Annotated in this window: 19 protein-coding genes; 8 read left to right on the top strand and 11 right to left on the bottom strand. The window is 72.0% G+C overall.

Annotation, left to right across the window (positions count from 1 at the left end):
- Positions 1-36 precede the first annotated feature (36 nt).
- The 3 genes from NZH93_RS05005 to NZH93_RS04995 form a co-directional block, all read right to left on the bottom strand.
- A complete protein-coding gene (locus tag NZH93_RS05005) occupies positions 37-1464 on the bottom strand; it encodes a chymotrypsin family serine protease (protein ID WP_259621713.1) in 1428 nt (475 codons plus the stop codon).
- A 125-nt stretch (positions 1465-1589) separates the two neighbouring features.
- Positions 1590-2948 (bottom strand): aldehyde dehydrogenase family protein, encoded by a 1359-nt coding sequence (locus tag NZH93_RS05000; RefSeq protein WP_259621712.1) that lies wholly within the window; start codon positions 2946-2948, stop codon positions 1590-1592.
- Positions 2949-3025: 77 nt separating this feature from the next.
- Positions 3026-3640: a mycothiol-dependent nitroreductase Rv2466c family protein gene (locus NZH93_RS04995; RefSeq protein WP_259621711.1), complete on the bottom strand. Its 615-nt coding sequence runs from the start codon at positions 3638-3640 to the stop codon at positions 3026-3028.
- A gap of 219 nt (positions 3641-3859) precedes the next feature.
- Between NZH93_RS04995 and pepN the strand changes: the two genes are divergently transcribed.
- Positions 3860-6424, top strand: coding sequence for an aminopeptidase N (gene pepN, locus NZH93_RS04990; RefSeq protein ID WP_259621710.1), 2565 nt, complete (start codon positions 3860-3862; stop codon positions 6422-6424).
- Between the two features lie 439 nt (positions 6425-6863).
- Here pepN and NZH93_RS04985 read toward each other — a convergent pair whose 3' ends face one another.
- From NZH93_RS04985 to NZH93_RS04975, 3 genes are read right to left on the bottom strand one after another with little or no spacing between them, the layout of a single operon-like run.
- Positions 6864-7352 (bottom strand): DUF5130 family protein, encoded by a 489-nt coding sequence (locus NZH93_RS04985; protein WP_259621709.1) that lies wholly within the window; start codon positions 7350-7352, stop codon positions 6864-6866.
- Entirely contained in the window at positions 7339-7596 is a 258-nt protein-coding gene (gene ctaJ / locus NZH93_RS04980) for an aa3-type cytochrome oxidase subunit CtaJ (protein ID WP_259621708.1), read from the bottom strand. Before ctaJ ends, NZH93_RS04985 begins: the two co-directional genes overlap by 14 nt.
- Before the next feature lie 38 nt (positions 7597-7634).
- Entirely contained in the window at positions 7635-8834 is a 1200-nt protein-coding gene (locus tag NZH93_RS04975) for an MFS transporter (RefSeq protein WP_259621707.1), read from the bottom strand.
- A gap of 387 nt (positions 8835-9221) precedes the next feature.
- On the opposite strand from NZH93_RS04975, the gene NZH93_RS04970 reads away from it, so the two are divergent.
- A complete protein-coding gene (locus tag NZH93_RS04970; protein WP_259621706.1) occupies positions 9222-9689 on the top strand; it encodes a DUF2345 domain-containing protein in 468 nt (155 codons plus the stop codon).
- A gap of 31 nt (positions 9690-9720) precedes the next feature.
- Here the strand turns inward: NZH93_RS04970 and NZH93_RS04965 are convergent, their stop codons facing one another.
- Positions 9721-10389 (bottom strand): HNH endonuclease, encoded by a 669-nt coding sequence (locus tag NZH93_RS04965; RefSeq protein WP_259621705.1) that lies wholly within the window; start codon positions 10387-10389, stop codon positions 9721-9723.
- A gap of 140 nt (positions 10390-10529) precedes the next feature.
- On the opposite strand from NZH93_RS04965, the gene NZH93_RS04960 reads away from it, so the two are divergent.
- From NZH93_RS04960 to NZH93_RS04935, 6 genes are all read left to right on the top strand, one after another.
- Positions 10530-12623, top strand: coding sequence for a prolyl oligopeptidase family serine peptidase (locus NZH93_RS04960; protein ID WP_308214165.1), 2094 nt, complete (start codon positions 10530-10532; stop codon positions 12621-12623).
- Between the two features lie 13 nt (positions 12624-12636).
- Positions 12637-13563, top strand: coding sequence for a mechanosensitive ion channel family protein (locus tag NZH93_RS04955; protein WP_372506564.1), 927 nt, complete (start codon positions 12637-12639; stop codon positions 13561-13563).
- Between the two features lie 62 nt (positions 13564-13625).
- Positions 13626-14009 (top strand): globin, encoded by a 384-nt coding sequence (locus tag NZH93_RS04950; protein WP_259621704.1) that lies wholly within the window; start codon positions 13626-13628, stop codon positions 14007-14009.
- 73 nt (positions 14010-14082) lie between these two features.
- On the top strand, positions 14083-15678 hold the full coding sequence (locus NZH93_RS04945) for a glycoside hydrolase family 13 protein (RefSeq protein ID WP_259621703.1): 1596 nt from the start codon (positions 14083-14085) through the stop codon (positions 15676-15678).
- Between the two features lie 53 nt (positions 15679-15731).
- Entirely contained in the window at positions 15732-18329 is a 2598-nt protein-coding gene (locus tag NZH93_RS04940; RefSeq protein ID WP_259621702.1) for an ATP-binding protein, read from the top strand.
- An 81-nt stretch (positions 18330-18410) separates the two neighbouring features.
- Positions 18411-18887, top strand: a complete 477-nt coding sequence (locus NZH93_RS04935; protein WP_259621701.1) for a hypothetical protein — start codon at positions 18411-18413, stop codon at positions 18885-18887.
- Here NZH93_RS04935 and NZH93_RS04930 read toward each other — a convergent pair.
- The 4 genes from NZH93_RS04930 to NZH93_RS04915 all read right to left on the bottom strand — a co-directional run bounded on the left by NZH93_RS04930 (position 18874) and on the right by NZH93_RS04915 (position 23999).
- Complete coding sequence (locus tag NZH93_RS04930) at positions 18874-21912, bottom strand: AfsR/SARP family transcriptional regulator (RefSeq protein ID WP_259621700.1); 3039 nt, start codon at positions 21910-21912, stop codon at positions 18874-18876. The genes NZH93_RS04935 and NZH93_RS04930 overlap by 14 nt on opposite strands.
- A 68-nt stretch (positions 21913-21980) precedes the next feature.
- Positions 21981-22616: a DUF8010 domain-containing protein gene (locus tag NZH93_RS04925; RefSeq protein ID WP_259621699.1), complete on the bottom strand. Its 636-nt coding sequence runs from the start codon at positions 22614-22616 to the stop codon at positions 21981-21983.
- Positions 22609-23040, bottom strand: a complete 432-nt coding sequence (locus NZH93_RS04920) for an acyl-CoA thioesterase (protein WP_259621698.1) — start codon at positions 23038-23040, stop codon at positions 22609-22611. Before NZH93_RS04920 ends, NZH93_RS04925 begins: the two co-directional genes overlap by 8 nt.
- A gap of 38 nt (positions 23041-23078) precedes the next feature.
- Positions 23079-23999, bottom strand: coding sequence for a DNA glycosylase AlkZ-like family protein (locus tag NZH93_RS04915; RefSeq protein WP_259621697.1), 921 nt, complete (start codon positions 23997-23999; stop codon positions 23079-23081).
- Positions 24000-24076 lie beyond the last annotated feature (77 nt).

The following is a 24076-nucleotide window of genomic DNA, read 5'->3' as shown; positions in this document are numbered from 1 at the left end:
GCGCTCGCGCCGGTGCGAACGCCGCGGGCCGTGCGGTCAGCCGTTCGGCGTGGTGATCACCGCGAACGTCGAGCCCTGCCCGGCGACGCGTTCGTTGAGCTCGGTGATGATGGTCTCGATCGGCACGTAGTTGTTCAGCTCACCGAGCTGGCACGGGCCGGAGCGGGCCTGCTGGCTGCCCTCCAGGATGCCCAGCGCGGTGTGGTCGACCTGGCTGAACAGCGGTCCGCCGCTGTCGCCCGCGCGGGCGCAGATGTCGGTGTTGATGCCGACGTCGGTGGACAGCACCCGGCCGCACCGGGTGCCGACCAGGTAGTCCTGGCCCGCGCCGCTGTCGACGGAGTCCGGGTAGTTGATCGCGCTGGACCCCGACCCGGTCGCGCAGACGATCCAGCCCGCCTTGATCTCGGCCAGCGTGTGCGTGCCGGTGATGTACTCGTCCACCGAGGTCGCCTGCTGCCCGCAGGGGGTGTCGGGGTTGCTGTCCAGCCCGCCGTTGCGGCAGTACTTCAGCACCCGGTTGCGGCCGGTCTGGCCGTCCAGCCAGGTCGTGGCCGCGGCGGCGTTCACGTAGGGCAGGGCCGCGTAGTCGTACGGGTAGGCGTTCTTCTCGATGCCGTGCTGCTGCACGACGTCGTTGCCGTTGTGCTGGGTCGGCGTGCCGTTGGTCTTGGTGGCCATGCAGTGGCCCGCCGTCAGCACCCACGCCTTGCCGGGGAACCCGCCTCCGGTCGACCGGAGGTTGAAGGCGCTGGTGCAGCCGCCCCAGGTGCCGTTGTCCCGCTTCATGTCGAGGCGCAGACCACCGCGCATCGGGCCGTAACCCGTGCAGTACAGCGGGTGGCAGAAGCCCAGGTCCACGTTCGGCGTCGCCATCGGCTGCGGCTTCGCCAGCGGGCGGACCACCGCGAGGCCGGGCTCGGCGTCGACCGCGCGCTTCGCCGTGTCCGAGGCCGCCGACAGGCTCGCGGCCTGCGGCGCCCACGCGCGTTCCCACACCACCACGCGGTTCTCGACCTCGCTGACCGCGGGCAGGTACACGGCGTCCGGCCCCGCCCCGACCCTGGCGGCGATCCTCCCGCGCGCCTCGGTCAACTCGGCCAGCGAGTGCTCGACGGTCCGCGTCCGCACGTGCGAGCGGTCCGGCAGCTTCGCCAGGTGCAGTTCGGCCGCGGCGGTGTCGGTCATCGCGACGACCAGCTCACCGCCCGCCGCGTGGTCGATCCACATGCCGCCGTACTCGGCGCTCGCGTCCTTGCGCAACGCCCCGTCCAACTCGTCCGCCTGCTTCTGGAGGTCCAGCCTGCGCAACGCCTCGCGTTCCGGGACGCCGTACGCCTCCACCAGGTAGCGCACGGATTCCCCCACCGACGCCCGGTCGACCGACGGCGCCGCGGCCGCCCCTCCCGACGGGCTCAGTCCCATCGTCGTAGCGGCGACCACCGAGGCCACCACCACCCCCATACGCACGACCTTGACCACGAATCCCCCTGTCGTCAACGGAAACAGGAGTCACTCCAACAGTCCGGGGCCGATCGGGTGGGGCGAACCGTCGAGGTTGGATCAGTTGCCGCAGCGGGTTGGGACGTTCAGCGCTGGATGGACTTGACCTCGCAGAACTCGTCCAGCCCGAACCGGCCGAACTCGCGGCCGTTGCCGGACTGCCGGTAGCCGCCGAACGGCGCGCTGGTGTTGAACATCCCGCCGTTGACGTCGACCTGGCCCGCGCGCAGCCGCTTCGCGACGGCCAGGGCGCGGTCCGGGTCGGCGGAGAACACTGCACCCGCTAGGCCGTAAATGGTGGCATTCGCGATCCGCACGGCGTCGTCCTCGTCGGTGTACGGCATGACCGACAGCACCGGGCCGAAGATCTCCTCCCGCGCGATGGTCATGTCCGTCGTGACGCCGCCGAACACCGTGGGAGCGACGTAGCTGCCCTGGTCGAGAGGGGCGTCCGGGCCGCCGAGCGCCAGGGTCGCCCCCTCCTCCACGCCCGTGCGGATGTAGCCGACGACGCGGTCGCGCTGAGCGGCGGACACGGCGGGGCCGATGCGGGTCGTGGGGTCGGACGGGTCGGCGGGGCGGTACTTGGCCGCCGCCGCGACGGCCAGTCCCAGCGCCTCGTCGTGGCGGTCGGCGGGGACGAGGAGCCTGGTCCAGGCGCTGCACGCCTGGCCGTTGTTCATGAACGCGTTGGCCACGCCGATCTTCACGGCCCGGCCGAGGTCGGCGTCGTCGAGGACGACGCAGGCGGACTTGCCGCCCAGTTCCAGCGCCACGCGCTTCACGGTCTCGGCGGCCAGCGCGGACACCCGGCGGCCCGCCTTCGTGGAGCCGGTGAACGACACCATGTCCACGTCCGGGTGGCTGACGAGTGCTTCGCCGACGACCGGGCCGGTGCCGTGGACCAGGCTGAACACGCCTTCCGGAACGCCGGAGGCGGTGACGATCGAGGCCAGCAGGTCCGCGGTCAGCGGGGCCAGCTCGCTGGGCTTGAGGACGACGGTGTTGCCCGCCGCCAGCGCGGGGACGATCTTGGCCACCATCTGCTGGAGCGGGAAGTTCCACGGCGTGATGGCGGCCACGACGCCGATCGGCTCGCGCAGCACCAGCGAGTTGCCGATCTCCTCGCCGTCGAAGTAGCCCTGCTCCAGCACGTCGGCGACGCCGTTCGCGATGCCGACGGGGTTCGGGACCTGCACCTTCGTCGCGAACGTGAGGGGCGTGCCCATCTCGGCGGTCATGGTCGCGGCGAGTTCGGCGGTGCGCTCGACCAGGCCTTCGGCGATCCGCCGGACGACCCCCACCCGCTCGTCGACGGACGTGGCGGACCAGGCGGGGAACGCCGCGACGGCGGCGGCGACCGCGGTGTCGACGTCGGCGGGGGTACCCGCGACGACCGTGCCGATCACCGCTCCGGTGGCGGGGTTGACGACCTCGATGTCCATGCACCCACTCCTTGTGACACCTGAAACGCGGAACGCCCCCAGAGTGTCACATCCGGGGGCGTTCCGCGTCAGGGGGCTCAGGAGAAGTCGAGACCACCCGTCCGGGTGCGCTTCAGCTCGAAGAAGTACGGGAAGCTCGCCAGCGCGCGAGCGCCGTCGAAGATCTTGCCCGCGTCCTCGCCCCTCGGGATCTTGCTCAGCACGGGCCCGAAGAACGCGACGCCGTCGATGTGGATCGTCGGCGTGCCGACGTCCATGCCCACCGGGTCCATGCCGCGGTGGTGGCTCGCCTTGAGCTCCTCGTCGTACTCGGTCGACGTGGCCGCCTCGGCCAGCTCGACGGGCAGGCCTGCCTCCTCGAGAGCGGCCTTGATCGCGCCCTCGTAGTCCTTCTCGCCGTTGTTGTGGAACCGCGTGCCCAACGCGGTGTACAGCGGCAGCAGCACCTTGTTGCCGTGCGCCTTCTCGGCCGCGATGGCCACGCGCACCGGCCCCCAGGCCTTGTCCAGCAGCTCGCGGTACTCGGTGGGCAGGTCGCGGCCTTCGTTGAGGACGGCGAGGCTCATCACGTGGAAGCTCAGGTCGATCTCCCGGACCTTCTCCACCTCGAGGATCCAGCGGGACGAGATCCACGCGAACGGACACACGGGGTCGAAGTAGAAGTCGACCTTCGCCTTGGCCTCTGACGACATGCGGTGAGCCCCATTCCTGTTCACGTTGTGTGCGGGCGCCGGGTACGGGGCGCCCCGAACAGAGCAACAACGCCCGGTCGGCAGGTCTTCCCGATCCTGGAGTCCACTTCCGGCCGTGTCACGTGATTGGATGCGGATGTCTCGTGTCACGGACATGACGACTTCCCATTCCGACGACGTCGGTGTCGAGCACGGGGGCGCCGGCAGACGAGGTGACCAGTGGCGGCACCCAACCTCACTCGCGACCAGGCCCAGCAGCGCGCGGCGCTGCTGGAAGTCGACTCCTACCGGATCGAGCTGGACCTGACGGACGGCGGCGGCAAGCCGGGTTCGGACACCTTCCGCTCGACGTCCACGGTTGCGTTCCGCAGCCTGAACGCGGAGGCGTCCACCTGGATCGACATCGTGGCCGCCACCGTGCACCGGGCCGTGCTCAACGGCGTGGAGCTGGACGTCTCCGGCTACCGCGAGGAGGACGGCATCCCGCTGACGGGCCTCGCGGACGTCAACGAGCTGACCGTCGAGGCCGACTGCCGGTACATGAACACCGGCGAAGGCCTGCACCGGTTCGTCGACCCGGTCGACGGCGGCGTCTACCTCTACTCGCAGTTCGAGACGGCCGACGCCAAGCGGATGTTCGCCTGCTTCGACCAGCCCGACCTGAAGTCCGTCTACGACATCACCGTGACGGCGCCGACGGACTGGAAGGTCATCTCCAACTCGGCGATCGAGTCCACTGAGGACGCTCCCGGCGGTGCGGACAAGCACCACTTCGGGGTCACGAAGCCGATGTCGACGTACCTGGTCGCGCTGGTGGCGGGCCCGTACGCCGAGTGGCGCGACGAGTTCACCGACGGTGACTTCACCATCCCGCTCGGCCTGTACTGCCGCGCGTCGCTCGCGCCGCACATGGACCACGAGCGGCTGTTCACCGAGACCAAGCAGGGTTTCGGCTTCTACCACGAGGCCTTCGGCGTCAAGTACCCGTTCGGCAAGTACGACCAGTGCTTCGTGCCGGAGTTCAACGCGGGCGCGATGGAGAACGCGGGCTGCGTGACGTTCCTGGAGGACTACGTCTTCCGGAGCCGGGTCACGCGCTACCTGTACGAGCGCCGGTCCGAGACCGTGCTGCACGAGATGGCGCACATGTGGTTCGGCGACCTCGTCACCATGCGCTGGTGGGACGACCTGTGGCTGAACGAGTCCTTCGCGACCTGGGCGTCGGTGCTCGCGCAGGCCGAGGCCACCGAGTACAAGCACGCGTGGACCACGTTCGCGAAGATCGAGAAGTCCTGGGCGTACCGGCAGGACCAGCTCCCGTCGACGCACCCCGTCGCGGCGGACATCCCGGACCTCCAGGCCGTCGAGGTCAACTTCGACGGCATCACCTACGCCAAGGGCGCCTCGGTGCTCAAGCAGCTCGTGGCGTACGTGGGGCTGGAGAACTTCCTGGCGGGCCTGCGGGTGTACTTCGCCAAGCACGCGTGGGGCAACGCCACCCTGGCCGACCTGCTCGGCGCGCTGGAGGAGGCGTCGAGCCGCGACCTGTCGTGGTGGAGCGCGCAGTGGCTGGAGACGACGGGCCTGAACCCGTTGCGCCCCAAGTTCTCCGTCGACACCAACGGCAACTTCGCCGACTTCGCCGTGCTCCAGAGCGGCGCCCGGCCGGGTGCGGGCGAGCTGCGCACGCACCGGATCGCGGTCGGCGTGTACGACGACGACGGCAGCGGCAAGCTCGTCCGCACGCAGCGGGTCGAGCTGGACATCACCGGTGAGCGCACCGAGGTGCCCGAGCTGGTCGGCCTGTCGCGCGGCAAGCTCGTGCTGGTCAACGACGACGACCTCACCTACTGCACGATGCGCCTCGACCCCGACTCGCTCACCACGCTGGTCGACCGAATCGCCGACATCGCCGAACCGCTGGCCCGCACGCTGTGCTGGTCCGCGGTGTGGGAGATGACCCGCGAGGCCGAGCTGAAGGCCCGCGACTTCGTGAACCTGGTCCTCGGCGGCCTGCACGCCGAGACCGAGGTCGGCGTCGTCCAGCGCCTGCTCCTCCAGGCCCAGACCGCGCTGTCGTCCTACGCCGACGCCTCGTGGCGCGACGAGGGCTGGCGCCGCTTCACCACCAAGACGCTCGAACTGGTGCGCGCGGCCGAGCCGGGTTCCGACCACCAGCTCGCCTTCGCCAACGCACTGGCCGGTTCGGTGCTGGACGACGAGTCGCTGGCCGTGATCCGCGGCTGGTACGACGGCACCGACGTGCTCGACGGCCTGGAGGTCGACACCGACCTGCGCTGGCGCCTGCTCCAGGCGCTCGCCGCGCACGGCGCCGCGGACCTCCCGGAGATCCAGGCGGAGGAGGAGCGCGACCCCACCGCCACCGGCCACCGCCGCGCGGAGTCCACGCGGGCCCTCCGCCCCACCACCGAGGCCAAGGACGAGGCCTGGGACCGCGCGGTCAACGACGACGACATCCCCAACGCCGTCAGCGAGGCCATCATCGGCGGCATCCCGCACCCGTCGCAGAAGGCCCTGCTGGCCCCGTACGTCGAGCGGTACTTCGCCGACGTGAGCGGCGTCTGGGAGCGCCGCTCCAGCGAACGCGCCCAGTCGATGGTCGTCGGCCTGTTCCCGGCCTGGTCCATCACCCCGGAAACGGTGAAGGCGTCCGACGAGTGGCTGGCGTCGGCGGAACACCCGCCCGCACTGCGCCGCCTCGTGTCGGAGGGCCGGGCGGGCATCGTCCGAGCACTGGCGGCCCAGGAGTTCGACCGCTCCTGAGCCCGAATTTTCACCAGATTTCCGACTACCCGCAGTACCGAAACACCCGCACACACGACGAAGGCCGCGCCCACAGGACGCGGCCTTCGTCATGCACAGCGCTCCACAAGCACCACAAAACCGATGCCCAGACCAGCAACAGCAACCACCACGAAACCGGCACCCAGAAGCACCGCAAAACCGGCGCCCAGAACCACCCGACCACCTACAACCCGCCACGCCGCCTACGCAACCGTGGCCGATTTTACTTGGGGGATTTGCCCCTTAAACTCGCGTCGGACGGCAGCTTCACCTCTGCCCTTTATTGTCCGACGAAGGGGCAAATCTAGGGGCCCCAAGTCAAATCGGCCACCCCACCACCAAGATCCGGCCCCCAACACGACCCACACGAAAAAGACCGCACCCCCCAACGGAGCACGGCCTCAATCGCACGATCGAATCAAACCTTCGGCGCGGACCCCGCCTGGTCGGTGAGCATCCGCAGGCCGCCCACCAGGCCACCCGCGATGTCGCCTTCCTTGAACGAGGCCACCATGCTCATCACGGCCAGCTTCGCGCCGCGGTCGTTGACCCGCCGGTGGGACTCCTCACCGGTCACGATCTCCACCACCCGCTGCCCCGGCGACACCGCGACCAGCACCGCGTGCGAGGCGCGCGCGCCGATCGACGCGTGCATGGCCTCGGCCGCCGCGCGCGTGTCGCCCTCCAACGGTCCGAGGTAGACGCTGAAGTCCAGCCCGGTCTCCCGGCTGGACAGCGTCAGCGCCTCGTCCAGGCTGGCCAGTTGGTTCGGCGTGAACGGCAGGGCCGGGGCGTGCGGCGTGTACATCCGCGCGACGGACAACCGGCCGCTGTTGGTGATCACCTCGCCGACGGCGAGGTCGGACGGATCGACTAGCGGGCGCTGGGCGACTTCACCAGTTGCCACGGGCACCTCCCCTGGCGGTGCGCGCGGGCACGGCGCCGCCGGCCTCGACGGCGTCGGGCGTCTGGTGGGTCGAGCTGACCCCGGCCGGGTTCCCGCTCCACCACACCGGTGCGTAGCCCCACTCCTGCCCAGGGCGGTACCGGGTGATGCGGGTGGCCTTAGGCCTCAGCGTCAGTAGCGTGATCACGCCGTAGATGGCCAGCGGGATCAGCGCGAAGACGAGCACGGTCTCCACGATGGTCACGGCGGTTACGGTAACCGATCGCCCACGTGGGGGCGCTTTCAGGTGCGCATGAGCGGGCGCGCCAACACCAGCGCGGTCGTCGCGGTGACCGCGCCCGCCACCAGGTAGACCACGCCGAGCGACGTCGTGGCGGCCAGCGGGCCCGCGACGGCGGCCCCGACGGGGGACAGGCCCCAGGCCAGGACGCGGTAGGCGCTGGTGACGCGCCCCATCAGCGGAGTCGGGGTCAGGCGCTGCCTGCGGGTGGCCGACAGGACGTTCCAGCCCGCCGCGGCGGCCCCGAACAGGAGCACGGCGACCAGGGCCGCGCCCAGCAGCGGCACGGCGCCGTACAGGGCGAACGCGCCGCCCAGCAGCACCAGCGCGCCGACCATGACCCGGCCGACGCCGAGCCTGGCGGCCAGCAGGGGGCTGATCCGGGCTCCCGCCAGCGCGCCGAGCGAGATCACCACCACCAGCCACGGGACGGTCGACGGCGGCAGGTCCAGTTCGGTGATCGCGTACAGGGCGAACATCGCGTTCACGGCCGACGCGCAGACCGCCGTCACGGCCACCGCGATCACCAGCACGCGCAGCTCGGACGACCGGAACAGGAAGCCCACGCCTTCGGCGAGCTGGGTGCGCAGCCGGGCGCGCGGAGGCCGGTCGGGCCGCACGACGGGCAGCCGGAACACGAAGTACGCCGCGACGACGAACGTGAGCGCGTCCAGCGCGAAGCACGCGGCGGGCTGCCACCAGAACAGCGCGCTCGCGGCGAGCGGGCCGACCAGGTCCATGCCGACCGTCTCGACGGTCACGAACCGCCCGTTGGCCCGCTCCAGGTCCTCCGGGCCCGCCAGCTCCACCAGCAGCACCTGGGAGGCCGTGTCGGCGAACGTCTCGGCGCCGGTCAGCAGGAACGCGAACGCGCACAGCAGCGCCACGCCCGCCCGGTCGGCGAACACGGCCGCGGCGAGCAGCGCCGTCACGACCGCGCGGAACACGTGCGCGACGGCGACGACACGCCGGGGCGGCCAGCGGTCGACCAGCACCCCAGCGGGCAGCGCCACCAGCAACCACGGCAGGGCCGTCGCGACGGCCACGGCGGACGCCGCCAGCGGGCTGCGGGTGCTGATGGCGGTGTAGAGCGGCAGCGCGACGGTGCGGACGCCGTCGCCGACCAACGACGTCGCCCAGGCACCGGTCAGCCGCCGGAATCCGGGTGTCCGGACCCCCTGGGCGTGAGGCGCGTGAACCACCCGGCACGACCTCGCTTCAACCGTCGACGACGAGGGAACCCCGGTGACGTTACGCACCGTGTCCAGACGGTGACAATCGAACCAACGAAGGGTGTTCCCGCGGGTCAACGGCTACGTCCGGACGGTCTCGGACCGGACGGCGGCGGACGGCGGCCGGTTTGGCGTCTTGTCTCCGAGCCACTCGGCTTCTAGCTTTTCACCTATACGGGTCTTGCATTTCCTCTATCGAGGTCAATCCGAGCCTCAACGAGTCCAGGAGGACACAACATGTACATGATCCCCGCTGTCCAGACCGCTGCCGTCACCCTTTCGAAGTACGGCCAGGTAGCGCAGAGCGTTACCACTGTTCAGCGGCGCGATCTGCCGCTCACGTCCGTTCGGCCCACCATGGACGACTCCGTTCGGATCACCGCACTGGACTCCGTTCGGATCACGGCGACCGACGACTCGGTCCGGATCACCGCGGAGGCCGATTCCGTGCGCATCACGGCCCTCGACTCGGTCCGGATCACGGCCAAGACCGACTCCGTGCGCATCACCGCGCGCGACTCCGTTCGGATCACCGCCGCGGACTCGGTGCGCATCACCGCGCGTGACTCCGTGCGCATCACGGCACTGGACTCGGTCCGGATCACGGCTCACGACGACTCCGTCCGCATCACGGCGCACGACGACTCCGTCCGGATCACGGCGCACGACGACTCCGTCCGGATCACGGCGCACGACGACTCCGTCCGGATCACCGCGCACGACGACTCCGTCCGGATCACCGCGCACGAGGACTCCGTGCGCATCACCGCGCGCGACTCCGTGCGCATCACGGCACGCCAAGGCGAACTCGCGCTGGCGGCGTAGGGGAACCACCAGCAGCGAGCCCGTCGGCAGGTCAAGCGGCGGGTTCCCCGAGGTAAGGCAACCAGAGCGGGTCGGCCTCGGTGACGCCTGCCAGCAGCCGCCAGTGCGGCCCCCTCGGCGCGTTCGGCACCACGCGGAGCCGCCACCCCAGCTCGGACAGCAGCTTGTCCGCCTTGCGGTGGTTGCACTTCGCGCAGCACGCGACGCAGTTCTGCCAGGTGTGGGGTCCACCCCGGCTGCGCGGGACGACGTGGTCGATCGTCTCGGCCCGGCCACCGCAGTACGCGCACCGGAAGCGGTCCCGGTGCATCAACCCGGCTCGGGTCAACGGAACGCGCCCCCGGTAGGGGACGCGTACGTAGGTGCTGAGCCGGATCACGGATGGCACTATGACCTCGGCCGAAGAGGAGTGGACCATGGAACCCGCCGGGTCCCCGTGGACGACTTCGGCCTTGCCGCAGACGACGAGCACGACCGCGCGTCGCAGGGACAGCGCGGTCAGGGGCTCGAACGTGGCGTTGAGCAGGAGCACTTTTCTTCTACCCCAGGGGAACACGACCGGCGCGTGACCGGTACCCTCCCCATTGCGGTCCCCGTCCGTCACGGAGCGGACAATGGCCTGTTTTTGGCCAGCAGGGACCGTCGGCGCTACCCCGGCCGTGGCCAGGGCGCCGATCGGGGTCGGTTGTCGGTCTGGCACGCGACCACCTCCACCGGTACAGCCATAGCAGACCACAGATCACCCCCAAAAGGCACGTGTGCAAGCCCACCCGAGATCGAAATGTGGGTGAACACCGCCCTATCGGTGATGGTTGTCAAACCCACGCTACGCTCGTGCGGGTGACTGAGGTTCCCCCCGCAGCTCTGCCTGCGACGATGACCTATCCCTCGACCGAACGGCTGGACCTCGTCGAGGACCTGCACGGCCACCCGGTGGCGGATCCCTACCGCTGGCTGGAGGACTCCTCCGACCCCCGCACAGCAGAGTGGTCTGGATCACAGGACCTACTCGCGCGGGCGTGGCTCGACGGCCTGCCGGGCCGCGAGGCGCTCGCCGACCGGCTGCGGGACCTCATGCGGACCGGCTCGGTGTCGACCCCGGTGTGGCGCGCGGGACGATCCTTCTTCACCCGTCGCGACCCCGGTCAGGACCACCCCGTCGTGCACCTGCGGGAGGCCGACGGCACCGAGCGCGTGCTGCTCGACGTGAACGGGCTGGACCCGTCGGGCGCGACGACGTTGGACGCGTGGTCGCCGAGCGACGAGGGCACGCTGCTCGCCTACCAGGTCTCGGTCGGCGGCGACGAGCGGTCGGTGCTGTTCGTGGTCGACGTCGACTCCGGCGAGCGGGTCGAGGGCCCGATCGACCGCTGCCGCTACTCCCCCGTCGGCTGGCTGCCCGGCGGCGAGGAGTTCTACTACGTGCGGCAGCTCGACCCGGCGACCCTGCCGGAGGACGAGCGGCTGTTCCACCGGCGGGTGTGGCGGCACCGGGTCGGCGCCGACCCGGCGACGGACCTCCTCGTGCACGGCGACGGGCTGGACCACACCTACTTCTACGGGCTGAAGGTCTCCCCCGGCGGCCGCTGGCTGGTCGTCAACGGCGCTCCGGGCTCGGTCCGGCGCGATTCGCTGTGGATCGCGGACCTGCACGGCGACCAGGAGCTGCGGCAGGTCGTGGACGTCGAGGCGGGCGCGCAGTGCACCGCGTGGGTGGCCCGCGACGGCAGGCTGTACCTGCACACCTCGCTCGACGCGCCCCGGTTCCGGCTGTGCGCGACCGACCCCGCGACGCCGACGCCCGAGCACTGGGTGGACGTCGTGCCCGAGCAGGACGACTCCGTGCTCGACGGTGCGAAGTGGCTGGACGACGCGCTGGTCGTGCTGCGCACCCGGCACGCGGTGTCCGAGCTGCACCTGCACGACCCGGTGACCGGCGAGCACCGCGGCGAGATCCCGTTGCCGAGCACCGGCTCCGTGCACGGCATGTCCACTGTGGACGACGAGCGCGGCGACGACGTGTGGTTCGGGTACTCGGACTTCGTCACCCCGCTGTCGGTGTTCCGCTACTCGCTGTCGCGGGGCGTGACCGAACTGCACGCGGCGGCACCGGGAGCCGTCGACCTGCCGGAGGTGACGACGCAGCAACTGGAGTACGCGTCCGCCGACGGCACGACCGTTCGGATGTTCGTGGTGTCCGCCGAACGGACGCCGGACTACCCCCGTCCGACGCTGCTGTCCGGGTACGGCGGTTTCGCGGTCGGCCGCGGCCCCGGCTACGCCGCCACGACGCTGGCGTGGGTCGAGGCGGGCGGCGTGTGGGTGCACGCGTCGCTGCGCGGCGGCGACGAGGAGGGCGAGCAGTGGCACCGTGCCGGGATGCGCGAGCACAAGCAGAACGTGTTCGACGACTTCCACTCCGCGGCCGAGGCGCTGATCCGCGACGGGTGGACCACGCCGCAGCAGTTGGCGATCATGGGGGGCTCCAACGGCGGGCTGCTCGTCGGGGCCGCGCTGACCCAGCGACCGGAGCTGTACGCGGCCGTGGTGTGCTCGGCCCCACTGCTGGACATGCTGCGGTACGAGAACTTCCTGCTCGGGCGGCTGTGGGCGGAGGAGTACGGTACGGCCGCGGAGGCGGAAGAGTTCAAGTGGCTCTTGTCCTACTCCCCGTACCACCGGGTGCGCCCCGGTGTTGAGTACCCTTCGGTGCTGTTCACGGTGTTCGAGTCGGACAGTCGAGTAGACCCCAACCACGCCCGCAAGATGTGTGCCGCACTCCAGCACGCGACCGCGTCCGACCCGGCGAAGCACCCGGTGCTGATCCGCCGCGAGACCGAAGTCGGTCACGCGGGCCGCTCGGTGAGCCGCGCGGCGGGGCTGGCCGTGGACCAGTTGACCTTCCTCGCCCACGCGACGGGCCTGAACATGTAGGAGGAAAGCGTTCGTGCAGGGACTGGATGACGCCAAGCAGGCGCTCGCCATCGACTGGTGGGTGGAGAACGGACCGAAGCTCGCCCAGGCGGGACTGCGCATCGCGCTGATCGTGCTGATGGCGATCGTGGTCCGCTGGCTGCTGCGCAGGCTGATCGACCGGTTGACCAGGGGTGGCAACGCGGACCGCAAGCCGTCGCTGCTCCGTCCACTGCGCGAACGGGCGCCGCAGGCCTTGGGAGCGCTGGTCTCGGAACGCCGGGACCAGCGGGCCAAGACGATCGGCTCGGTGCTCAAGTCCGTCACGACCATCGGCGTCTTCGGGATCGCGTTCATCCAGGTGCTCACCGAACTGGGCATGAACGTGGCGCCGATCCTGACGTCCGCGGGCATCCTCGGCGTGGCGATCGGCTTCGGCGCGCAGAACCTGGTCAAGGACTTCCTGTCCGGCATGTTCATGATGCTGGAGGACCAGTACGGCGTCGGCGACGTCGTGGACCTCGGCCCCGCGACCGGGACGGTGGAGGCGGTCGGCCTGCGGATCACCACGATCCGCGACGGGAACGGCACCGTCTGGTACGTCCGCAACGGCGAGATCCTGCGCGTCGGCAACTCCAGCCAGGGTTTCGCGGTCGCGGTCGTCGACCTGCCCCTGGCCTACGGCGCGAACCTGGCCGAGGCCAGCGAGGTGCTGGAGAAGGTGTCGCTGGAGGCCACCGAGGCGGAACCGCTCTCCAAGGACGTCATCGACAAGCCGCAGGTGCTCGGCGTCGAGAAGGTCACCGCGGAGGGCATCACCATGCGCGTCACCGTGAAGGTGCGCCCCGGCCGCCAGTGGTCGGTGCAGCGGGCGCTGCGCGCGAAGCTCATGCCCGCGCTGGAGAGGTCCGGTGTGACGACCGTCAAGGACGACTCGGGTGTGACCACCGCCAAGTCCTGATCCGGCCACGACATCCGCCCCCCAACGCGCGCGGGGGCGGGTGCGTGAGTCAGGATGGACGGGTGGCCACTCCGGAGAACTTCTACGAAGCGGTGGGCGGGTACGACACCTTCCACCGGATCGTCGCGCGCTTCTACCAGGAAGTGGCCACCGACGAAGTGCTCCGGCCGCTCTACCCCGAAGAGGACCTCGGTCCCGCGGAGGAGCGCTTCCGCCTGTTCCTCATGCAGTACTGGGGCGGGCCGCACACGTACTCGGACACCCGAGGCCACCCGCGGCTGCGGATGCGGCACCAGCCGTTCACCATCGGCCCGATCGAACGCGACGCCTGGCTGCGCTGCATGAAGATCGCGGTCGACGAGGAGAACCTGTCGCCGGAGCACCGGGCGCAGCTCTGGGCCTACCTGGAGATGGCCGCCAACAGCCTCATGAACGCCTGGGTCTGATCCCCCGGCACTCCCCCGCTCGGCCCCTTGACCGGGACGAACCACGCCACCCCGAATGGCAGGATGAACACTCGTGCGACGATCCTCCGACCTCCAACCAGAGATCGCCGACGAGGCCGCCTGGTGGCGTGACGCGGTCTTCTACCAGGTGTACGTGCGCTCGTTCGCCGACTCGAACAACGACGGCATCGGCGATCTCGACGGCATCCGGTCGCGCCTCGGCTACCTGGAGCTGCTCGGGGTCGACGCCCTGTGGCTCACCCCGTTCTACCGCTCCCCGATGGCGGACCACGGCTACGACGTGGCGGACCCCAGGGACGTCGACCCGATGTTCGGTGACCTGGCCGCGTTCGACGCGCTGGTCGCGGACGCGCACGCGCACAACATGCGGATCACCGTCGACCTGGTGCCGAACCACACCAGCGACCGCCACCCGTGGTTCCAGGCCGCGCTCAACTCGCCGCCCGGCAGCCGTGAGCGCGCCCGGTACGTGTTCCGCGACGGCGGCGGCTACGACGGCTCGCAGCCGCCGAACAACTGGACCAGCCTCTTCGGCGGCCCGGCGTGGACCAGGGTCCGCGACGGCCAGTGGTTCCTGCACCTGTTCGCGCCGGAGCAGCCCGACCTGAACTGGGACAACCCGGAGGTCTCCGCCGACCTGGAGCAGACGCTGCGGTTCTGGCTGGACCGAGGTGTCGACGGCTTCCGGATCGACGTGGCGCACGGCATGGCGAAGCCGTACGACCTGCCGAACATGGACCCGCGGGTGCTGGGCACGTCGGGCGTGCTGCACGACGACGTGCGCGACCCGCGGTTCGACGACGACGGCGTGCACGAGATCCACCGGATGATCCGCAAGACGCTGGACGCGTACCCCGGCACGATGGCCGTCGGCGAGGTCTGGGTGACCGACGACGAGCGCTTCGCCCGGTACGTGCGGCCCGACGAACTGCACCTGGCGTTCAACTTCCGCTTGGTGGAAGCCGGTTTCGACGCCGACCAGGTCCGCTCCGCGATCGACCACTCCATCGGCGCGGTCGCCCCGTCCGGCACCCCGCCGACGTGGACGCTGTCCAACCACGACGTGGTCCGGCACGTGAGCCGCTACGGCGGCGGTGACCTGGGCCTCAAGCGGGCGCGGGCGATGATCCTGGTCGAGCTGGCGCTGCCCGGCGTCGTGTACCTCTACAACGGCGAGGAACTGGGCCTGCCCAACGTCGAACTGCCCGAGTGGGCGTTGCAGGACCCGACGTGGGAGCGCTCCGGCCACACCGAGCGGGGCCGCGACGGCTGCCGCGTGCCGATCCCGTGGGAGGGCGGCGTCCCGCCGTTCGGCTTCTCGGAGAACGCGCACACCTGGCTGCCGGTCCCCAACGAGTGGCACGACCTGACCGCCGAGGTCCAGCTCGAGGACCCCGGTTCCATGCTGTCGCTGTACCGGCACGCCCTGGAGCTGCGGAAGTCGCAACCGGGCGTCGCGGGTGACGAGCTGGAGTGGTACGGCGCCCCTCCCGGCTGCTTCGCGTTCCGCCGCAAGGGCGGTGGGCTCATCTGCGCGCTCAACACGTCCGGCGCCTCGGTGCCGCTGCCGCCCGGTGAGATCCTGATCTCCAGCGGGCCCATGGACGGCGCGCAGCTCCCGCCGGACACCGCGGTGTGGCTGGTCTGACCGCACGGCGCTTCGGCTCCCCGAACCCGCGGGCGTGACGCACACTGACCGGTGTGAACGGTGGGCTCGTCGGGCGACGGCGGGAGCTGGACCTGCTGCTCCGGCTGCGTGAGGACGCGCGGGGCGGCCGGGGTTCCACCGTGCTCGTGCTCGGTGAGGCGGGGATCGGGAAGTCCCGGCTGGTCGAGGCTCTGGACGGGCCGGTGCTGGTGGGCCGGGCGGTGGCGGACGAGGGCGCGCCCGCGTTCTGGCCGTGGACGCGGCTGCTGGGCGGGCCGCACGCGCGGGCGCTGGGGCTGGCGCCGGACCTGCTGTGCGTGGACCCGGCTCCTGCGGCGCGGTTCCAGGCCATCGCGCGGTGCGCCGACGCGGTGCTCGCGGCCCGGCCGGAAGCGCTGGTGCTGGAGGACTTCCACTGGGCGGACGACGCGTCGCTGCGGCTGCTGCGGTACCTGTGCGCGGAGGCCGGGCTCCTGGTCGTGGTGACCAGCCGGACGCCGCTCGACGGGCTGTCCGGCGCGCACGAGGTGCGGCTCGGTCCGTTCGGCCGCGACGAGGTGGCGGAGTACCTGGGAGCCGACGCCGACCCGGAACGGGTGTCGGCGGTGCTGCGCGGCAGCGGCGGAATCCCCTTGTACGTCAGGGAGATCGCCCGCGCGGCCGATCCGGGCGCGCCGGTCGACCTGGCGCGGCGCCGGTTCGCCGGGCTGAGCGCGGGGTGCGGTCGCCTGCTGGACGCCGCCGCGGTGCTCGGCGACGAGGTGGACCTGGCGGTGCTGCGGGCCGACCGGACGGCGGTGGCGGAGGCCGTGCGGGCGGGCGTGCTCGTCGACGACCCCGGCGCGCCGGGCACCGTGCGCTGGTCGCACGCGCTGGTCCGGGAAGCCCGGTACGACGGGCTGTCGCGGGACGACCGGATCGAGTGGCACCGCGGGCTCGCCGAGGTGGTCACGACGGCGTCGGAGCGGGCCCGGCACCGGCTGCGCGCGGTCGTGGACCCGGCCAGCCGGGCCGCCGCGATCGGCGCCTGCCGCGAAGCGGCCGCGGAAGCCGTGGAGCGGCAGGCGTTCGACGACGCCGCGGGCTGGTACGGACGCGTGCTCCCGTTGCTGGACAACGACGTCGAGCGCCTCGACTGCCTGCTGTCGACGGCGGGGGCGTCGCACCGGGCGGGGTTGGTGACCGAGGCGGTCGAGCACTGCCGGGCCGCCGCGGACCTGGCGGACCGGACCGGCGACGAGGATGCGCTGGCGCGAGCGGCGGTCGTGGTGCGGGACGTGCAGGGGCCGCCGAGCCGACCGGTCGCCCAGCTCTGCGCGCGGGCGCGGGCCGTGCTCGGCGACGAGGACAGCCCCCGGCACGCCCGCGTCCTCGCCCAGCACGCGGCCGCACTGGTGGACCTGGACGACTTCGGCCGGGCGGGACCGCTGAGCGCTCGCGCGCTGGAGATGGCCGAGCGGCACGGCGACACCGATGCCCTGCACCGCGCGCTCAGCGCCCGCCACGTGCTCGCGGGCAGGCCGACGGACGTCCCCGAGCAGTTGCGGCTCGGCGGCCGGATGCTCGCCCTCGGCGTGCCGGAAGCCTCGCTGTGGGGCCACATCTGGCGGATCGACGCCGCCATGCAGCTCGGGTCGATGGCCGAGGTCGACTCCCAGCTCATCGACCTGGAGGCCATGGTCGACCGGCTCGGCTGGCCGCTCGCCCGGTGGCACCTGTTGCGCGCCAAGGCTTGCCGCGCTCTGCTGGTGGGCCGGTTCGCCGAGGCCGACCGGCTGGCACGGGCGTTCGACGAGGTGTCCGCGCGCACCGAGGACATCTCCGCGCAGGGGTTCTACCTCGCCTTCCGGTGGCAGCTCAGCCGCTGGACCGGGCAGCCCGAGGCCGTGGACCCACCTGGGCTGGCGGCGGGTGAGGACATCCCGATCATCATGGCCATCCACGGCTCGCACCTGCTCCTGAGCGGGCACCGGGACCGCGCGCTGCTGCGGTTGAGGCAGCTCGCGCCGCTGCTCGCGGACCTGCCCGTCGACGGGCGGTGGCTGGGCACGGTAACGTACTCCGGCAGGCTCGCGGCGGCGCTCGGCGACCGGGCGACGGTCGCACTGGCGCACGACCTGATCGCCCCGCTCGGGGCGTACTACGGGAACGCGAGCACGGGGGTCGACGGGTCGATCAGCCGTCACCTCGGGGAGTTCGCGACGGTGCTCGGCAGGCACGACGAGGCGGTGGCGCACCTGCGGGACGCCATCACGATGGAGCGGCGGATCGGCGCGCTCCCCTGCCTGGCCGTCGCCCACCTCACCATGGCCAGGGCGCTGGTCGCCGCGTCGGCGCCCGGCGCGGTCGAGCACCTGGACGACTGCCTGCACCTGAGTCGGCAACTGGGCATGGCGCCCGCGACGGCCGAGGCGACGGCGCTGGTGGAGGAGCTGACGGGCGTGCGCGGCGGGGTGGCGACGTTGACCGCCCGTGAACGCGAGATCGCCGGGCTGGTCGGGGAAGGGCTGCCCAACCGGGCCATCGCCGAACGGCTGGTGCTGTCCGAGCGGACCGTCGAGACGCACGTGCGGAACGTGCTGGGCAAGCTCGGGCTGACCAACCGGACGCAGGTCGCGGGTTGGGTGGCCCGCACCGGGTTGCGTGGCTGACCTACGTGGTCGCACTGAGGCGCGGACAGCGCCTCCAGGACGAGCATTCCGGTCGACAGCCACTACCCCGGAGGTGACCGGATGTTCGCCAAGATCGAGCACACCGACCAGATCCCGAGCGGCGCCGCCGTCGCGCACCTGATGACCGAGATCGGCACCGGCAGGCAGGTGGTGCTGTCGCTGCACGACGACGGCGGCGAGTTCACCGTGCTGGACCGCTGGAGCGGAGCCGCGGGCGACCAGGAGCCCGCCGCGGTCTCGCTGGTCCACTTCGACGGGCCGATGAGCGAGGCGCGGAAAGCCGCGGGCGAGCGCGGGTTCGAGGAGCGGATCAAGCCCGCGCTGCGGGAGGTGCCCGGTTACGTCGGGGGCATCGTGCTGAGCGGGCCCGGCGACTCGGTGGTGGTCGTCGGGATGGCGACCTCGCTGGAGGCGCTGGAAGCGGGCGGGGTCGCGGTCAACTCGACCGATCTGCTGCCCGACGAGGACCCCGCGCTGCTCACCGGGCCGGACCGGTTCGTCGCGCACCGGGTCGACCGGACCGTCACGCGGGGTTGAGGACGCTCTGCGGGCGTGGTTCCCGCGCTTCCCGGCTGCCGTGCCGCTCGAAGATCGACAGCGCCTCGGTCCACGCCAGGTCGGCCGCTGGCCGGTCGCCGAGAGCGGTCAGCACGGACACCAGGTCGCGCAGCGTGCGGGCCCGCCACACCGGCAGGCCCAGCGCGGTCCACCACTCCAGGGAGCGCTCCAGGTAGCGGTGGGCCACCTCCGGGCGGCCCGCCGCCGACTCCAGCTCGCCCAGCGTGCGCAGCAGCAGCGCCTGGCCGAAGCCGTCCTGCATGTCGTTGCACGTGGCCAGGCACTCCAGCAGGTCGCTGCGCACGGCGTCGCCGCGGCCCTGGCGGATGCGGACCTTCGCCAGGGCCTGCACGGCGTAGGCCGACATCAGCCGGTCGCCGAGCCCGCGCATGATGTCGACGGCCGCCTCGCAGCGCTGGGCGGCCTCGTCCAGCCTGCCTGCCGCGCGGAGCACTATGCCGACCGACCGGAGCGCGATGGCCGTGCCCCGCCGGTCGTCGAACGACCGGTAGGCGGCGAGGGTCCGCTCGCACGTCTCCAGCGCGTCGTCCAGGTCGCCCTGCTCGGTGAGCACCCGGCCCAGCTCGTGCTCGGTCTGGGCGACGGCGTGCGGCTCGTCCAGTTCGCGCAGCTCCACCAGCGCGAGCTCCAGCGACTCGTGCGCCTTGGTCAGCTCGCCGCGCTCGCGGCGCACGGTGCTCGACGCCAACCGGGTCAGGGCCTGGCCGCGGGCGTCGGCGGTGTGCGCGTACGCCTCCAGCGCCTGCTCGAAGTAGCCGGAGGCCTCGTCGAAGCGGTCCTGCTCGTAGCGCAGCCAGCCGAGGCCGGACAGCAGCCGCGCCTCGCCGGTGCGGTCGCCGACCCGGCGGGCGGCGGCCAGCGCGGCCGAGTGGGTGCGCCACCACTGGCCGAACAGGTTGCGGACGGAGAACCGCGACGAGCACAGCGCGGCGGCCAGCCTGGTCGCGATGTCGGTGAGGTCCAGTTCGCTGATCCGCTCGACCACACCGACCAGGTCCGACTGCTCGGCGTCGAACCAGGCCTCGGGGTCGGCGAGCAGCTCCGCGGCCACACCGTCGTCGAGGTAGGGCGACGGGGTCGGGGTCGCGCGGTCGCCGAACTGGGCGTGCGGCATCCGCTCCCCCGCGGTCTCCACGAGCGTCAGCCACGTCTCGGCGGCACGGGTGCAGGCCGCGCGGATCTCGGCCTCCGACTCCTCAGCGTCTCCCCGTTCCCGCGCGAACGCTCGGGTCAGGTCGTGCACCTGGTAGCGCAGCAGACCGCTGTCGTCGCTGGTCACGACGTCGAGGAGCTGGGCGTCCACCAGCCGCTCGACGACCTCCTCGCCCTCGTCCGGCGGGCAGTCGATCAGCGGGGCGACCAGCCAGCCGCCGAACGTCGACACGTCGAGCAGGCCGAGGCGGCGCAGCGCGGCGCGTTCGCGGGCGGCCAGGCCGTCGTAGCTCAGCGCCAGGCTGCCGCGCACCTCCAGGTCGCCCAGCGTCAACTCCTGGAGCACCCGGCGCTGCACCCGCAGCCGGTCGGCCAGGCGTCCGAGCTTCCACTGCGGGCGGGCGGCGAGGCGGGCGCCCGCGATGCGCACGGCCAGCGGCAGCCGTCCGCACAACCGCACGATGTCCTGCGCGGCCTCCGGTTCGGCCCGCGCGCGACCGTCGCCGATGACCCGGTCGAGCAGGTCGAACGCCTCCGCCTCGTCCAGCACGTCCAGGCCGAACTGCGCGGCGCCGCCGAGCGCGCCGAGCCGTTCCCTGCTGGTCACGAGCACGGCGCAGGTGGGGCTGCCGGGGAGCAGGTCGCGGATCTGGCGTTCGTCGGCGGCGTCGTCCAGCACCACGAGCACCCGCTGGTCGGCCAGCAGGGTGCGGTAGAGCTGGGCGCGTTCGTCGAGGTCGGCGGGCAGCGCCGGGTCCGCGACGCCGAGCGCGCGCAGGAACCCCGCCAGCACCTCGGCCGGGTCCGCGCGCACGGCTTGGACACCGCGCAGGGTCGCGTAGAGCTGGCCGTCGGGGAACTGGTCGCGGACGGCGTGCGCGACGTGCATGGCCAGCGTCGACTTGCCCGCGCCCGGTTTGCCGGAGATCGCGCAGAGCCGCACCGCGGGGCCTGTCGAGGACAGGTGCTCCGAGAGCTGGGCGACCTCGCCCGCTCGGCCGGTGAAGTCGGCGATGTGGAACGGGAGCTGGCTGGGCCGCTGCGGCGCGACGACCACCTCCACGGCCTCCAGCCTCGACACGGGCGGCGCGGGTGGTTCGTCGTCGGAGCGCAGGATCCGGTCGTGCGTCGAGCGCAGCGCCTGCCCCGGCTCCAGGCCCAGCTCGTCCAGCAGGACCTGGCGGCCCTCCCGGTAGCAGGCCAGCGCGTCCGCCTGGCGGCCCGACTGGTGCAGCGCGAGCATGAGCTGGCTGCGCAGGCGTTCGCGCAGCGGGTGCGTGGCGACGGCGGCGCCCAGCTCCCCGACCAGCGCGGCCCCGCGCCCGATCGCCAGCTCGGCGTCGACGCGGTCCTCCAGCGCGGCGAGCCGCAACTCCTCCAGCCGGGACCGCTCGCCCTCGGCCCACCGGCCCTGCGCACCGCCCAGCGCCGGTCCGCGCCACACGGCCAGCGCGGCGGTGAAGCGCGCCGCGGCCTCTTCGAGGTCGCCGTCCGCGAGAGCCCTGCGCCCCGCGACGACCTCGGCGCTGAACACGTGCAGGTCGACCTGGTCGAGCCCGGCGGCGAGCAGGTAGCCGCCACCGGTGCGCGAGATCGCGTCCGCCTCGTCGGCGAACGCGCGCCGCAGCGTCGACACGTAGGTGTAGACGGCGGCACGGGTCTGCTCAGGGGGCTCCTCGCCCCACACGGCGTCCACCAACTGGTCCTGCGAGACGACCCGGCCCGCGTGCACGGCGAGCAGCGCCAGCATCGTGCGCGGCTTGGGCCCGCCGACGGGCACCGCGACGCCGTTCACGAACGCCTCGATCGGCCCCAGGACCCGGAATTCCACGCGCCTCCCCCACCCCGACGGACGCGACTAAAGCAGTACCGCCACCGTAGTCGAAATCCGATGTCGGCTCACACGAGCAGAGGCAGCATCGAGTGCCGTCGGCGGACGATCGCGCCGAACCGCGCGTCGATCCGCAGCCACGAGTCCGTCGCGGTCACGCGCACCTCGTCCTCCTCGGTCGTGCCGAGGAAGCCCATCCCGGACAGCGCGAACAGGCACCTCAGCGGCACCTTCACGTCCAGGCCGGACCCGCTGACCGTGATCACCGTCTGGTCCAGCAGCGACGCGGGCGGCGTGCCGTGCGGGCCCGCGTTCTCCCGCGCCACCGCCACGCCCTCGTCCGCGAGCCCGGACACGACGCTGCCGGGCAGCCGGTCCACCGGCAGCCAGCCCGCCGTCGGCGGCAGCGCCGAACGCCACATCAGGTCCTTCGCCGGACCGGGGTCGACCGTGGCGCTGCGCACGACGGCCAGCCCCATCAGCAGGTCGCTGCCCGACACCGTCACGTCCGACGGTTCGAGGTGCCCCGCGACCGTGCGCGTGGCCAGCGCGTCGAACGGCGTCGCCACCCACGCGTCCACCAGGCCGCTGTCACCGCGGTTGCGCAGCCGGACCACCGCCTGCGGCTCCAACCGGACGGCACGCGCCACGAACGCGCCGAGGTCGTCCCTCTCGGCGGGATCGGCCAGGACCAACTCAGGCACCGTTACCTCCGGCACGCCAGCCCGCGAGGAAGTCGCGCTCGGCTTCGTCGAGACGCCGCGGCCGTGCGGCCGTCACGTTGTAGGGCACCAGCAGCGTTTCCGCTTTCGTCACGACAACGCTGTCGTCACCGCGCTGGTTCCGCACGGTGTAGTCCAGCAGGAACGACGCCGTGCGCAGCTCGCGCACCGACATCTCCACGACGATCTCGTCACCCGTGAACACGATCGGCGCTATGTAGTCCACCACGAGCCGGGCCACCACGACGCCCTGCGTCATGTCCGTCACGCCGTGCCGCGCGGCCTCCGTGAACAGCAGGTCGATCCGCGCCTCCTCCAACAGCGTCACCGTGTTGGCGTGGTTGACGTGGCCGAACGCATCCATGTCCGACCACCGCGGCCGGACACCCGTGACGAACACACCCAACGGAACGCGCCTCCTGCAAGTCTGTGGAATTCCTCAGCCTAACGAGTGTCCTCGCCCGCCGACCGCCGGACTTCCCCACCCCGTCCGGGCGGGAACGGGCTGACCACCACCTCGTCGCCCTCCCGCTTCCAGGTACCCACCACCCGCCCGTCCACGACCACGTGCGGGGTGAGGAACCCGCCGCCCGTCTGGACCTCCGGGGCGTCGGCCGGGGACAGGGCCAGCGACCGGTCGCGGTAGCCGAGCAGGTAGGTGTCGAAGTGCCCGAGGAACCTGGTGGCCCCGGACGGCTCGGCGGGCACCGTGCCCTCCGGCACCAGCCCGAACCCCGTGTCCCACAGGCCTTCCAGCGGGATCCGCCGAACGTCCCCCAGCCTGAGCCCCGTCCAGGCGGCGAAGTCCTCGACCGTCGCGGGCCCGTAGGCCTCCAGGTAGCGGTGGAGCAGGTCGACGAGGCCGCGCGGGTCGTCGTCCCCTCCTTCGAGCAGGCCGTACCTGTCGTCCAGACCGCGCTGGACGACACCGGAGTTGGCCGCGAAGGCGAGGAGGTGCGCGGGCGCCTGGCTCCGCGGGTCCACCACGACCCCCACCTCCGCCAGCGCGCGAACGGTGTCGGCGCGGTCCTTCGGCTCCTGGAGGACCTCCCCGAACGCCGCCAGCGCACGGGCGCACAGCTCGTCGTCCAACCCGAGCTGAGCGCGCCGACGAGCACCGACGGCGATGAAGTGCGGGCCGAGCAGGCCGACGACCCACCGCGCGTCAGCCGGGTGGAGCAGGTGCAGCGTGCCCCGCATCGCCCAGGTCCGCACCCCCTCGACGGCCAGGCCGCGGTTGGCCGCGGCCACCTCGACGGCCCGCACGTCCTGCGCCTGCAAGGCGACGACGTCACGGAGGTCGGCAGCAGGAGCGACCAGGCGCTGAGCCCGCATCCGCGTGGCGAGCGCCTGCTCAGCGGTCATCGAGAGCCGCACGAACACCCCCCAAAACCGGCGGAAGGCCCCCGGAGCCGACCGGCTCCGGGGGCCTTCGCACCGCT

This window comes from Umezawaea endophytica (assembly GCF_025061645.1).
Taxonomy (GTDB): Bacteria; Actinomycetota; Actinomycetes; order Mycobacteriales; family Pseudonocardiaceae; genus Umezawaea; species Umezawaea endophytica.
This window is presented reverse-complemented; position numbering and strand designations above follow the sequence as displayed.